The organism is Pseudomonas sp. PDM13 (assembly GCF_025685765.1).
GTDB lineage: Bacteria > Pseudomonadota > Gammaproteobacteria > Pseudomonadales > Pseudomonadaceae > Metapseudomonas > Metapseudomonas solani.
Genome location: NZ_JAOTQU010000009.1, coordinates 185,322 through 198,199, shown reverse-complemented (window position 1 = coordinate 198,199; position 12,878 = coordinate 185,322). Strand labels below are relative to the sequence as shown.

The window sequence follows — 12,878 nt, the reverse complement described above, 5'->3', positions numbered from 1 at the left end:
TCGCACTGAAGAGTTCGTCGTCGTAGCCCTGGATCTGGTCGTGCTTGCTGAACATCGCTGATCTCCTGCCGCGCCATCGGTTGGCGCCTGTCGTTGGGTACGGGGGTTTCCCCGTTTGCAGCGATGGTATGACTCGGCCTGCCTTGCCAGATGCCTACGGACGCCACGGGAGAATGCGTTTGCGACATGCAAAGGGTCGCAATCGAACATCCGTGCGACGGACGCCGATCACCCACAGTTTCCGTGGACCAAGCTGTGGATAAGCTGTACACCCCCGGCTGCCGGCCAGCCATGCCGGGCGCTGCAGGGAAGTGACGTTTTTTTGAGCGATATCAATCAGTTAGCGGAAGCGTTACGCACAGAAGCTGTGCAACGATCTGTGGACAAGCTGTGAGTGGATGCACCCAGGCCAGCAAGGGCGGGGCTCCTGGCCGTCTGTACGCGGATCGACCCGCCCGGCGCCGGTGGAATTGCCCACAGCGACATGCCTGGACAGGTCCGCTGGCAGTGGATAATTTCGACGCCCCCGCAGCATTTCGCATGCGCCTGGACGAGCGATTCCATGATCACCTGCTACCTGCGCTACATCATCGACCCGTACAAGCTGGCCGAATTCGAGCACTACGGAAAACTCTGGATTCCCCTGGTGGAGAAGTTCGGCGGCACCCACCACGGCTACTTCCTGCCTTCCGAAGGCGCCAACAATGTCGCCCTGGCGATGTTCAGCTTCCCCAGCCTGGCGCTCTACGAGGACTACCGCATCCGCTCCATGGCCGACGCCGAATGCATCGCGGCCTTCGGCTACGCCGAGGAAACCCGCTGCATCCTCAGCTACGAGCGCAGCTTCTTCCGCCCGGTGTTCAGCTGACTGCGACCTCGTTCCCGGGCTGAAGCCCGGGCTACGCCCAGGGTGGAACCGCCCACAAAGACCGTGGACCACCCTGTGGATAAGCTGTGCGGCGAACGCGCGGCACCAGGCACGGCGCCGGATGGCGCCGCCTGGCTCTTTTCTGATCAGGCCCCGAGGGCCCGGCGGGTCAGTTCAGCTGGGTGAGGCACTGGTTGGTGACGCTCAGCAACCGCTCGTGGGTGGCCTTGGGCAGCGGCGTCTTCTGGGCCTTGAGCTCATCCAGTTCAGCCTGGCTGAACTCGGCACTGACCTTGTCGGCCGCACAACCGCAGTACTTCTGCAGCTTGTCCGGGCTGACCTGGGCCTGGGCTCCCGCCGCGCACTCCTTGACGAAGTGGTCGCGTTCGCCCGGCGCCCATTCGGCGGCATTGGCCGACAGGCTGACCAACAGCGGCGCGGCGAGAGCAAGCAGGTAGGGATAGCGCATCGGTGTCACTCCTCATTGATGGCAAGGTCCGTCCCCATGCAGGCACGGTTATGTTGTGAGCGGCAAAGGCCCCGGTGAGTTCCTCCCCGTGTGGGCACGGCCGCAGCGGGAACAGCGCCTGGTCTAAAAAGGATGTCGCCTGAAGCCATATTCCGTCGTCCATCCTGTCGTAAAGTTAGCTCCCATACGCCCTCCCCGCCCGGGGCATGCGGCGACCGGACCAAGGACCCGAGATGACCGACCAGACCCAGCAATTCGCCAGCGACAACTACTCGGGCATCTGCCCGGAAGTCTGGGCCGCCATGGCCGAGGCCAACCACGGCCACGACCGCGCCTACGGCGACGACCAGTGGACGGCCCGTGCCGCCGACCATTTCCGCCGCCTCTTCGAGACCGACTGCGAAGTGTTCTTCGCCTTCAACGGCACCGCCGCCAACTCCCTGGCCCTGGCCTCGATGTGCCAGAGCTACCACAGCGTGATCTGTTCCGAGACGGCCCACGTCGAGACCGACGAGTGTGGCGCGCCGGAGTTCTTCTCCAACGGCTCCAAGCTGCTGCTGGCCCATACCGAGCAGGGCAAGATGACCCCGGAGGCGGTCCGCGAGATCGCCCTCAAGCGCCAGGACATCCACTACCCCAAGCCGCGCGTGGTCACCCTCACCCAGGCCACCGAAGTGGGCACCCTCTACCGCCCGGAAGAGATCCGCGCCATCAGCGATGTGTGCAAGGAACTGGGCCTGCGCCTGCATATGGACGGGGCGCGCTTCTCCAACGCCTGCGCCTTCCTCGGCTGCTCCCCAGCGGACCTGACCTGGAAGGCCGGCGTCGATGTGCTGTGCTTCGGCGGCACCAAGAACGGCATGGCGGTGGGCGAGGCCATCCTCTTCTTCAACCATGAACTGGCCGAGGATTTCGACTACCGCTGCAAGCAGGCCGGCCAGCTGGCCTCGAAGATGCGCTTCCTCTCCGCGCCCTGGGTGGGCCTGCTGCAGGACGACGCCTGGCTGCACTACGCCAACCACGCCAACAGCTGCGCCCAGTTGCTGGCCGAGCTGGTGGCGGACGTGCCGGGCGTGAGCCTGATGTTCCCGGTGGAAGCCAACGGCGTGTTCCTGCAGATGTCGGAACCGGCGCTGGAGTACCTGCGCGCACGCAACTGGCGCTTCTACACCTTCATCGGTGCCGGCGGCGCGCGCTTCATGTGCTCCTGGGACACCGAGAAGGAGCGCGTGCGCGAGCTCGCTGCCGATATCCGCGCGGCCATGGCCAATACCTGATTCTCTCCGGCCCGGAATCTCCGGGCCGACGCCCCTCCCCCTTCTGCGCCAGCCTCCGGGCACAGCACGGGGGAGATATCCTCCGCTGCACGTTTATCCTCGATTCCGGTGCATCACCCTGTGGACAAGCTGTAGAGCGACCGCCACGGCCCAGGCGGCCCGGCGGCCCTGGGCAATCGCTCACTTCATGAGCAAATTCAATCAGTTACGAAAATTCGGCACACAGTTTCTGTGCGGCACTCTGTACGCAAGCTGTGGATAGAACGCTGCAGGCCAGTAACCACATGGCCTGCAGACCATCGCTCATTTTCTGATCACCCCTCAAAGCCCCATGCTGCCTGGCGGCGGGTTTCTGCGAGCGGTGCCCAGCAGGCAGTGAGCAGAACAGGTTGTCCCCTGCTGCAGTGGATGCCTCTGTGGACAAGCTGTGCGGCCTTCGCTCCAGGCGCCAGCCCACAAGGCATGCGTGCTCCAGCCTATTTATCGAACGATTTCAGGGAGATAGCAGCGACCTTGTGCACAGCTGCTGTGCAAGGAGCTGTGGCCAGCCTGTGCATAACTCCTTGCAGGCCACGGGCGGTGGTGGATACAAGCGATCGATCAATCCGTGACCAGCACACCTGGCACCTCGGCGAATCGCTGCAGCCCTTGCCAGACGGGGCCTTCACCCAGCTGAACAACCCACAGATTCGCTGTACCAGCCTGTGGACAAGCTGTTCACCGAGCGCCAGGAGCCCCGCAGGGCGGGGCCTGGCGAAGATCGTACGTTTTCTGCTCAGTAATCGATGGCCACGTCGCCCTTGGGCACGCTGCAGCAGGACAGGATGTAGCCCTCGGCGACGTCTTCGTCGGTGATGCCGCCGTTGTGCTCCATCTCCACCTCACCGGCGGTCTTCATCACCTTGCAGGTGCCGCAGATGCCCATGCCGCAGGCCTTGGGGATATGCAACCCGAGCTTGGCCGCCGCCGCATGCACGGTTTCGCCGGGGGCCACGCGAATACTCTTGCCGGTGCTGGTGAAGTCCACCTGGTGCAGATCGGCAGCGGGTACGGGCGGCGCGTCCGCCGCTTCGGCCGCCAGCTCCTTCACTTCCTCGCGGATTTCCGGCGGGGTCGGGCCGAAGGCTTCCTCGTGGTAGCGCTGCATGTCGAAGCCATTGGCTTCCAGCAGGCGCTTGACCGCGCTCATGTAGGGCGTGGGGCCGCAGCAGAAGATCTCGCGCTCCATGAAGTCGGGGGCGATCAGCTGCAGCATCGGCTGGCTGAGGTAGCCGCGGTAGCCGGACCAGGTCTCGCCGATGTCGTATTTCTCGCAGACCAGGTGCAGCTTGAAGTTGCCGATGCGCGAGGCCATGTGGCGCAGCTCGCGGTGGTAGATGATGTCCTTCGGCGTGCGCGCGCTGTGGACGAAGACCATGTCGACGTTAGCGTTGGTGTCGAAGAACCAGCGCGCCATGGACATCACCGGGGTGATGCCGACGCCGCCGGACAGGTAGAGCACCTTGTCGGCCGGGAAGTCGATGGCGTTGAACAGGCCCACCGGGCCGTGTACCGGGACGACGTCGCCTTCCTTGAGGTTGTCGTGCAGCCAGTTGGACACCTTGCCGCCCGGCACACGCTTGATGGTGATGGAGAAGCTGTAGGGCACCGAGGGCGAGCTGGAGATGGTGTAGGAGCGCATGATCGGCAGCCCGTCGATCTCCAGCTCCAGGGTCACGAACTGCCCCGGCTTGAAGAAGAACACCATCGGCTGGTCGGCCATGAAGCAGAAGGTGCGCACGTCCCAGGTCTCCTGGACGACCTTTACGCAGCGCACCAGATGACGGCCGTTGGCCCAGGTCTGTGTCGTCACCGGATTCAGGAAGCTGTTGCTGCTCATACGCATCTCCGCGCGGCCGGACGTCGGCCCCATATGAAGCGGATTCTGCGTAAGCGAAAAAACGCCCACTTACCTAGCTGCGACATTCACATGCTCATCGCGACCTGCCAGCAGCACCAAGGGCTGCGGAGTCGGAAACGGATGTGGCCGTGTCGCCCATGGATAAGGTCGGGTCAGGCCCCGACGCCACACTCAGCCCCAGCCGAACACAAGCAATCGAGCGACATTCCCCCTCTATCAACGCGCTATCGGCAGCGTCGGAAGGGGAGGTGAAGCCGCCTTGCGTCATGACCGAAAGCCATATTTCGCGGCGGCCGCCCACGGCGCCCCGCCATTGAGGAGTCAACGATGGATATCACTTCCACCCTGAGTCTGGGCGACCCGCTGGAACCGGCGCGCAAGGCGACCGCGGAGATGCTGCGCGAGCGCGACCACAGCTTCTCGCTGCCGCAACCCTTCTACAACGACGAGCGCCTGTTCCAGATCGACATGCAGGAGATCTTCCACAAGGAATGGCTGATCGCCGGGATGACCTGCGAGATCCCCGCCAAGGGCAACTACCTGACCCTGCAGATCGGCGACAACCCGGTCATCGTGCTGCGCGGTGCCGAGGGGCAGGTGCATGCCTTCCACAACGTCTGCCGCCACCGTGGCTCGCGCCTGTGCGTCAGCGAAAAGGGCAAGGTCGCCAAGCTGGTCTGCCCCTACCATCAATGGACCTACGAGCTGGACGGGCGCCTGCTGTTCGCCGGCTCCGAGATGGGGGCCGACTTCGACCTCAAGGACTACAGCCTCAAGCCGGTGAAGGTGAAGACCGCTGGCGGCTACATCTTCATCTCCCTGGCCGACAACCCGCCGGCCATCGACGACTTCCTCTCCACGCTGGCCCATTACATGGAGCCCTACGACATGGAGAACACCAAGGTCGCGGTGCAGACCACGCTGCGGGAGAAGGCCAACTGGAAGCTGGTGCTCGAGAACAACCGTGAGTGCTACCACTGCAACGGCTCGCACCCCGAACTGCTCAACACCCTGCTGGAGTGGGACGACGTCACCGACCCGCGCGCCAGCCAGGCGTTCAAGGACCAGGTGGCAGCCTGCACCACCGCCTGGGATGCCGAGAAAATCCCCTATGCCCACGCCAGCTTCGGCCTGCGCAACCGCATCGTGCGCATGCCGCTGCTGCAGGGCACCGTGTCCATGACCATGGACGGCAAGCAGGGCAGCAAGAAACTCATGGGCCGCATCCAGAACCCGGACCTGGGCTCGATGCGCATCCTCCACCTGCCGCATTCCTGGAACCACTGCATGGGCGATCACATGATCGTCTTCACCGTGTGGCCCATCAGCGCCCAGGAAACCGTGGTCACCACCAAGTGGCTGGTGCACAAGGACGCGGTGGAAGGCGTGGACTACGACGTGGCGCGCCTGCGCGAAGTCTGGGACGCGACCAACGACCAGGACCGCCGCCTCGCCGAGGAAAACCAGCGCGGCATCAACTCCACCGCCTACCAGCCGGGCCCCTACTCCAAGACCTACGAGTTCGGCGTGATCAACTTCCTCGACTGGTACAGCGAGCGGATGCTCAACAACCTGGGCGACGTCCCGGCTACCCGCCTGCGCCAGGTCGGCGAATAGGGCCATGAGCCTGAGCCTCGGGTTCATCCTGCTGCTCACCCTCTACGCAGCGCTGGCCTGCCGCAAAGGCCGGCGCTGAGAGGCAACACACTGAGGTCCCGCAAGGGACACCCCTCGCCCCCGTCAGGACGTCGGCCCTGGTGGGGGCTTTTTTTGTGTTGTTGATGCTCAGGGTTGAAGGGGACACCTGGCGTTGGCAGCCCTGCGGGCTGCTTGGCGACTGAAGTCGCCCCTACATTCCCTGCATTCTCTGCGTTGGCTGCGGGTGGAGCCTGTAGGTCGGGTGCAACCCGACGCTTTTGGGGCAAGGACTCGCGGGCTTCACCTGCACGGTGGACTGCCGCCTGGGTGCTGTCTGGCACAGGGAAAACGGGAAGGCGGGACGTGGAAAACGGCAGGAGGCTCCAGTGAAGCCTCATACAAAAATGAAAGGCGATCTGCCGATGCTCCCTGTATTGCCAGGGAAATCATAGATAGGACTTTACTGATGCTGAGGGGTGTCGGGACGGGCTTCACAGAACGGCCCAACAACCTGGCCTACCCGTGAAGTAGCGCAGTGCTTACATCAGAGTCCTACAAAAAAACCAGTCGGCCAAAATGTGGATCGTAGGAGCGTTCTGATTTTTACTCCGCTCAAGCCTGTTCGGAGACCTGAAAATGAAAAACGCACTGACCAGTTCCCTGCTGACCCTTACCCTCCTCGGTGGAGCCGCCCACGCCGAGAGCATAGCTCCGCTGCGCGGCACCCTGACTTTCGTGGGAAGGATCGTCAACGGCCTGTGCAACACACCTACAAGCACCTGGCGGCAACACCTCGGACGCGACAACGGAATCAGCCCGAGGAAAGCACCACGCCCCGAAGCGGCAGGAAGCTGCGCAGGCGTAGGGCAGACCTCGTCGGTCAGCCTGGCACCCATCGCCGCGATCAGCTCACGCGGGGCGGGTACAGGCGTGATTACCGTGACCTTCCACTGAGGCCCTGGAGGGTAGGCGTGAGGTGGGGATTCAAGGCGTCGGCCGCTGGCAGGACTTCAGCAAGCGGCGGATGGCCTTGCTCACATTGCGCCGCCCCGGCACCTCGTCCATCGAGAACCAGCGGCAGTCGGCGATCTCATTGAGCGGCACGGCCTGCTGCTCGGAAGGCATCGGCGTTTCGAATACGTAGTGCAGGGTCTGGTAGAGCTCCAGCGGCGCCACATAGTTGAGCGCCTCGACTGCCAGCCCCGTTTCCTCCGCCAGCTCACGGAAGGCGGCCTGGCCAGGGGCTTCGTTCTCCTCGATCCGGCCGCCGGGCAGCGTCCATTTGGACTTGGACTTGCGCACGAACAGGATCTGGTCGTCGCGCCTGCAGATCACGGTGGCCCGTTCTTTGATCGCTCTGCCCATGTCATCACCTCTGCAACTGCATTCCGGGATCGGAGTCGCCATGAATCCGCAGCATGAAAGGCGCCATTCCTGGCAGAGCATCCATGCACCAGCGCGCCTAATTCATACGATAGGCAGCCTTGGCAGAAAATTCCGCTTCTTTTCGTCGCCGTGCCGTCTGGGCCGGGACTTGCAAGAAAACCTTCATGGAAATGACGCGCCGCCAGGGCGGGTTGTGACGGTTCGACGGGGCCGGGAACAACCAACGCCTGCGTGTATCGCCCATGCAGGCGATACGCGCAGGTGGTGCCGGCTAGGGCAGGGAGGCGATGCGGGAGGGGCCGACGCTGCTGACGCAGCGCACGCTCAGATGCTGGTAGCGCGGGTCTTCCGGATCCTGCTCGGGCAGGCTGTACTCGATACGGCACTGCTTTTCAGCACCTTCGCCCCATCGCACCTGCAACGCGCCGGAAGGCTCCAGCCCCCGCAGGAAGGCGCGCCCCCCCTGCCCCACCAAGGCGATGCTATTGCCTTCGGCATCCAGCACCTCGGAGCCCAGGGGCGGCACCTCGCCGTCTTCCCGCTGGATGTGCAGCAGCACGGGCACGCCGATCAGGGTCGGATAACTGAGCATGACCACGGCACCATGACGCGGCGCGACGGACTGCTCGGTGACCTGCAACTCGACGTTGCGCAGCGTGCCCACCGGGTCGATGACCACCTGGTTGCGTCGGTAGGGTGACAGGCCACCGACCACGGCATAGCCATTGCCGGCGATGCGCACGCCATAGTCGTTGCTGACATAGGCCCCCTGCGCCCCCTTGGCCTCCACCACCGCCAGCGTCTCGCTCTGGTTCTGGGTGAAGTTGACGCCGCCCGGGTGCATGACCAGGCTGCCTTGGGCGCCGAGGCTTTCCTGTCGGTAGCCGGTGCCTTCGCTATAGCCGGCGCTCAGGGCGACGGTTGAGGCCCGGTAGTTGAGGCTGCCCCCCCCGTTGCTGCTGCGCTCGCCATGCTCGCGGTTGTGCGCGCCGTAAAGGCTGTAGTTCAACTGGTTGTGCTCCCCCGTCGAACCGCTGAGGCTGGCCTGGGTGTTGCTGCGCCCACTGGAGAAACTCGCCGAGGTGCTCAGGCTGGGGGAGCCGACGCCACGCCCGAGGGGCACGGTGAAAGACAGCAGGTACTGGTTCTCGTAGCCACGGTTCTGTCTCGTCCGTGCGGCGGAGACGCTCATCGAACCCCACTGAAAGCCATTGGCGTAGCCGCCCTGGTAGGTTATGTCGCTGCTCTGGCCGGCGTTCCAGTAGTTCTGCGCCGAGCCGCTCAGGTACAGGCTGCCGCGCCGGCCACCCAGAGGCTGGTTGACGTTGGCCTGGAAGCGGCTGCGCTGGCGGTAGGGAATGCTGTCGGGCGCGCCATAGGCCTGGGCGTAGTCGCCGAAATCCAGGTAGCCCTCGCTGGAGAAACGATAGGCGGCGACGGTGAAGTTGGTCTGTGTGGCATCCACCAGCTTGCTGTAGGTGATGCGGTAGCTCTGCCCCTTGTCGGGAGCCTCCGACAGGGCCCGGTTGGGCTGCTCCGAAACCTGCGAATGGGTGACATCCAGGGCCACGGCGCCAATCCCCGTGCTCAGTGCGATACCGCCCTGGGCCGCCATGTATTTCTCCGCGATGATGCTGCCGGTGTAGGCGCTCCAGTGGTTGGAGATACCGCGCTGGTAGGTACCCAGGATGAATGTCGGCACGCGATCCTGCCCCCTGGAGCGGTATTCGCCGGCCGTGAGGTTGAAGCGCGACATGCCCGGGCGAAGCAACTGCACCACCGACGCATAGGGCACGACAAAGGTTCGCTGGCGCCCGTCCGCCTCGGTCACCGTCACCTCGATATCGCCGGAATAGCCCGAGTCGTAGAGGTCGTCGATGCTGAAAGGCCCGGGCGCGACCGAGGTTTCGTAGAGCACCGATTCCCCCTGGCGCACCGTGACCTTGGCGTTGGTCTCGGCGACACCGCGGATCACCGGTGCGAAGCCGCGCAGGGAGTCAGGCAGCATGCGGTCATCCGAACCCACCTGCACGCCTCGGAAAGGCACGCTGTCGAACAGGTCGCCCGGCGTGTAGTAATCGCCCAGGGTCAGCTGCGAGCGCAAGCCGGTGAGATCCCGCTGCACATAGGTGCTGGCGTTGCTGTAGTGGCTGCGGCTGGGCCCACCGCTCTGCTCCGAGCGGGTGTAGAAGCCATTGCTGCGCAGGCGCCAGTCGCCCAGGTTGAGGCCATTGTTCAGTCCCACGCTGATCTGCTCGTTGCGCATGCCGCTGCTGCTGTTGCGGTAGGCACTGGCGTTGTAGCCGATGAAGGCGGCGCTCACGCCCGCATCCCAATCCCTGGGGTCCACCTGCCCGCGCGCCGCGCGCCCCAGATACGCCTGGGGCAAGCTGAGGTAGGCGCTGAGCTCGGAAAGGTCGATATCGACACGGGCGTCGGGGACCAGTTTTTCCAGCTCGATGCAGTCCTCTGCAGCGATCAATGCCTGTGCAGCCCGGGGGTCGGGCAGTTTCTGCAGCTCGATGCCGAACAGACCGACCTGCTCGGGCTTGAAGCAATAGCCCGCTCCCCCCTCCCTCTCGACCACCCGCACTTCGTGGCGGCCCTGCCAGCTGGAATTGACATAGACATCCAGGCGGTAGGTGCCCGGTGGCAGCGATGTGCCCTTGGCGAACCTCGACAGGTCGACGCCTTCGCTGTCCTGCCCCTTGAAGAAATCGGGGTTGAACGCAGCATAGCGAGGTGTCGGCCCCCCATCATCGGCATCGGCCAGACGCCACTCGGCGCCACTCACCACAACGGCGATGGCAAGCACCAGGTGCTCACCACGCTTGCGCCGAAGTCGGCGCCGCACACGAGCAGAAGAGCGACAGTGACGCCTGCCGCCCATGTCAGTACGCGAACTCATTCAGGGTCCCTCCACCACTAGGTGATGAGATGGAGCGCTGCGGGTTGGTCGGTGCGGCGCACCAAACCTCGTGGCTCAAGGCTCCAGCCGGGCCTCGTGCCGGGACGGAGCGCCGTAATCGTTTATCCAATGCAGGACCACGGCCGCGGAGGCGCTCGGCGCTGCCGGGTCGGTCAGGGGGAAGTCATGGCTGGCGTGGGGCGCCACCATCCCGCCTTGTGAGGGATAGGTGCGACCGCGGTCCTGCACGGCCAGGTCGCTCAGCGAAACGTGGAAGGCGCTGCCGTTGGTCGCACGCAAGGCCGCACCGCTGCTGGTGGAAACCAGCTGCCAGGTCACCTGCTCGATTGCCTTGTCGGGGCTGCCGGCAAGCTTCTCGGGCCGATAGAACAGCTTCAACCGGGTACGGATGGCGAACTGCATGTAGTTGCCGTCATCGGCTTCGGGCAGGGGCGGCACATCCAGCATGTTGAACCAGAACACCGTCTCCCGATCCTGGGGCAGGGCCTCCTCGATGAAGGCCACGCGCAGGCTCTGGCCCTTGCCCGGGTCGACCCGGAATATCGGCGGCGTCAGCAGGAAGGGGGCATCCGCCTGTTCGGGTCGCGTGGCAGGGTCGCCGCGATCGATCCAGGCCTGGACCAGGGACGGCTGATCACCGTCGTTGCTCACCCGCACGCTGATTTCCTGCTGCTTGGCGGGATAGACGAAGCGGGTGCCGTTGACCACCACGTTGGCGCTGGCCGGCAAACAGGCGAGGAGCGCAATAAGCGTGATGAAGCGATGTGCGATAGAGAGGCGATACATCTGAATCCCCATAGGAAAGTGCCCGCCCAGGCGAACCTGGGCGGGGACGGGTCACTCGTAGTCCATGGAGTACTCGACGGTGGTCTTCACGCCACCCGCGGTCACCGCCTCGCCGGCCGGCGCCATGTATGCCGCGTGGTAGAGCAGCGTGGCGCTGCCGCCCGTGACCTCGACCTGCTGCGAGTTGCTGTTGTTACGCAGGTCGATGTGCTGCTGGGCGTCGTTGAGGATGCGCACCTGGACGTTGGAGCCACCCGCCTGGGTGTTCTTCAGGTCACCGGTGGCGGCATCCACGTTGCCGCCGGGCTCGAAGTGAGCACGGACCTTGGTGGCGCTGCAGCCGGAGAACTCCAGGGTGAAAGGTGTCACCCCAGAGACCTGGCCCGCAGGCAACGAAGACATCGCGATGTTGGAGAGCGGCACCAGTTTGTCGCCACTGCCCTGGTTGATGGTGCAGGTCTTGTCGGAAACCTCGCCGGTAATGGTGATGGTGCCTTCCGCGGCCAAAACAACGCTGCCAAGGCCCAAGCCAATCGTGGCCGCACTGGCTACGAATAATTTCTTCATCTGAGTCTCCCTAGCGGCGCCTGGATAGGTACGCCGGATTCGGTTCCTGGTTCTTAAACCGGAAAGCCGCCAGATTGAGCGACGTTCCAGACCTTCGGAGGTTCGCTGTGGGACGCATTTCCGAAGCCGATGAATGATAACGAGGGAGCCCAGAAGGCCCTGCCTGAGTCGGCCCAAGGCGTCTGTAGGAAAAGACTCCAAAGTCCTAGGAAAGGAACGCAGCCCTGCAAAAAGCTCTTCGTCCGAGAAAATTACCGCGCCCCATGTAGGACAAAGCCCGCTTGAGCGGGCTTCAGAAGTGAGGGGACTGGGGAGCTAGGCTAGATATCCTGTCGCGGTGCCAGGTCGTTGCGACGGGCGAACTCGATGAGCTCCAGCAGCGAGTCCAGGTTGAGCTTCTGCTGGATACGACTCTTGTAGGTGCTGATGGTCTTGTTGCTGAGCAGCATCAGCTCGCCGATCTGCTTGTTGGTGAGGCCCGAGGCCAGGTACTGCAGCACCATGATTTCCTGGTTGGACAGCCGCTCGACCAGCTCCGCCTCGCTGACCAGGTTGGGCTGCCCGGCGTTCAGCACGTCAGCCGGAAAGAAGGAGAAACCGGCACTGATGGAGTTGATGGCGATCACCAGGTTCTGCAGGTCCTCTTCCTTGCTGACGAACCCCTTGGCCCCAGCCTGCAGGCAACGCTGACAGAAACCCTCCGCCGGCTGTGACGTAAGCACCAGCACATGGCTGTCGACCTCCATTGCGCGAATGCGCGAGATGACATTGAGGCCGTCCAGTCGAGGGATGCCGATATCGAGAATGACGATATCCGGCTCATGCTCGCGAACCAGTTGCAGGGCATCGACGCCATTGTCCGTCTCGGCCAGCACTTCCAGCCCATTGCGCTCCAGCAGCATGCGCACGGCAAGGCGGATGACAGGGTGATCGTCGACTATCAGGGCACTTCTCATGTCGATATCTTCCGAGTGGGCACGGGCACGACGCCAAGGCACGGCGGGTGGGGCTGCGCGCTGGCGCTGATGAGTTTTCCTACAAGCCAAGGGGAAGGTTCG

11 protein-coding genes are annotated in these 12,878 nt (G+C 64.0%); 4 read left to right on the top strand and 7 right to left on the bottom strand.

All coding sequences use genetic code 11. The features are described from left to right. Window positions 1-562: 562 nt before the first annotated feature. Window positions 563-868, top strand: a complete 306-nt coding sequence (locus tag OEJ36_RS12370) for an NIPSNAP family protein (protein WP_021218145.1) — start codon at window positions 563-565, stop codon at window positions 866-868. A 169-nt stretch (window positions 869-1,037) separates the two neighbouring features. On the opposite strand, the gene OEJ36_RS12365 is transcribed toward OEJ36_RS12370, so the two are convergent. After that, on the bottom strand, window positions 1,038-1,337 hold the full coding sequence (locus OEJ36_RS12365; protein WP_263401725.1) for a hypothetical protein: 300 nt from the start codon (window positions 1,335-1,337) through the stop codon (window positions 1,038-1,040). A gap of 233 nt (window positions 1,338-1,570) precedes the next feature. On the opposite strand from OEJ36_RS12365, the gene OEJ36_RS12360 reads away from it, so the two are divergent. Beyond that, window positions 1,571-2,614, top strand: a complete 1,044-nt coding sequence (locus OEJ36_RS12360) for a low specificity L-threonine aldolase (RefSeq protein ID WP_263401724.1) — start codon at window positions 1,571-1,573, stop codon at window positions 2,612-2,614. Window positions 2,615-3,389: 775 nt separating this feature from the next. Here OEJ36_RS12360 and gbcB read toward each other — a convergent pair. After that, complete coding sequence (gbcB, locus tag OEJ36_RS12355) at window positions 3,390-4,493, bottom strand: glycine-betaine demethylase subunit GbcB (RefSeq protein WP_263401723.1); 1,104 nt, start codon at window positions 4,491-4,493, stop codon at window positions 3,390-3,392. A 348-nt stretch (window positions 4,494-4,841) separates the two neighbouring features. Here gbcB and gbcA point away from each other — a divergent pair, with 348 nt between their 5' ends. After that, window positions 4,842-6,131: a glycine-betaine demethylase subunit GbcA gene (gbcA, locus tag OEJ36_RS12350; protein WP_263401722.1), complete on the top strand. Its 1,290-nt coding sequence runs from the start codon at window positions 4,842-4,844 to the stop codon at window positions 6,129-6,131. 657 nt (window positions 6,132-6,788) lie between these two features. Continuing rightward, window positions 6,789-7,106, top strand: coding sequence for a hypothetical protein (locus OEJ36_RS12345; protein ID WP_263401721.1), 318 nt, complete (start codon window positions 6,789-6,791; stop codon window positions 7,104-7,106). Window positions 7,107-7,136: 30 nt separating this feature from the next. Here OEJ36_RS12345 and OEJ36_RS12340 read toward each other — a convergent pair whose 3' ends face one another. From OEJ36_RS12340 to OEJ36_RS12320, 5 genes are all read right to left on the bottom strand, one after another. Next, window positions 7,137-7,517 carry an NUDIX hydrolase gene (locus OEJ36_RS12340; RefSeq protein ID WP_263401720.1) on the bottom strand — a complete coding sequence of 127 codons (381 nt, stop codon included), beginning with the start codon at window positions 7,515-7,517 and terminating at the stop codon, window positions 7,137-7,139. Window positions 7,518-7,809: 292 nt separating this feature from the next. Then, complete coding sequence (locus OEJ36_RS12335; protein WP_263401719.1) at window positions 7,810-10,353, bottom strand: fimbria/pilus outer membrane usher protein; 2,544 nt, start codon at window positions 10,351-10,353, stop codon at window positions 7,810-7,812. Window positions 10,354-10,521: 168 nt separating this feature from the next. Further along, window positions 10,522-11,253 carry a molecular chaperone gene (locus tag OEJ36_RS12330; RefSeq protein ID WP_263401718.1) on the bottom strand — a complete coding sequence of 244 codons (732 nt, stop codon included), beginning with the start codon at window positions 11,251-11,253 and terminating at the stop codon, window positions 10,522-10,524. Window positions 11,254-11,304: 51 nt separating this feature from the next. Beyond that, entirely contained in the window at window positions 11,305-11,820 is a 516-nt protein-coding gene (locus OEJ36_RS12325) for a fimbrial protein (RefSeq protein WP_263401717.1), read from the bottom strand. 320 nt (window positions 11,821-12,140) lie between these two features. Next, window positions 12,141-12,776, bottom strand: coding sequence for a response regulator (locus OEJ36_RS12320; protein WP_263401716.1), 636 nt, complete (start codon window positions 12,774-12,776; stop codon window positions 12,141-12,143). Window positions 12,777-12,878 lie beyond the last annotated feature (102 nt).

Bases quoted from the DNA above. Each gene is read 5' to 3' on its own strand.
- OEJ36_RS12345 (WP_263401721.1), top strand. From the start codon at position 6,789: ATGAAAAACGCACTGACCAGTTCCCTGCTGACCCTTACCCTCCTCGGT.
- OEJ36_RS12320 (WP_263401716.1), bottom strand. From the start codon at position 12,776: ATGAGAAGTGCCCTGATAGTCGACGATCACCCTGTCATCCGCCTTGCC.
- OEJ36_RS12340 (WP_263401720.1), bottom strand. From the start codon at position 7,517: ATGGGCAGAGCGATCAAAGAACGGGCCACCGTGATCTGCAGGCGCGAC.
- OEJ36_RS12325 (WP_263401717.1), bottom strand. From the start codon at position 11,820: ATGAAGAAATTATTCGTAGCCAGTGCGGCCACGATTGGCTTGGGCCTT.
- gbcA (WP_263401722.1), top strand. From the start codon at position 4,842: ATGGATATCACTTCCACCCTGAGTCTGGGCGACCCGCTGGAACCGGCG.
- OEJ36_RS12330 (WP_263401718.1), bottom strand. From the start codon at position 11,253: ATGTATCGCCTCTCTATCGCACATCGCTTCATCACGCTTATTGCGCTC.
- OEJ36_RS12365 (WP_263401725.1), bottom strand. From the start codon at position 1,337: ATGCGCTATCCCTACCTGCTTGCTCTCGCCGCGCCGCTGTTGGTCAGC.
- OEJ36_RS12360 (WP_263401724.1), top strand. From the start codon at position 1,571: ATGACCGACCAGACCCAGCAATTCGCCAGCGACAACTACTCGGGCATC.
- gbcB (WP_263401723.1), bottom strand. From the start codon at position 4,493: ATGAGCAGCAACAGCTTCCTGAATCCGGTGACGACACAGACCTGGGCC.
- OEJ36_RS12370 (WP_021218145.1), top strand. From the start codon at position 563: ATGATCACCTGCTACCTGCGCTACATCATCGACCCGTACAAGCTGGCC.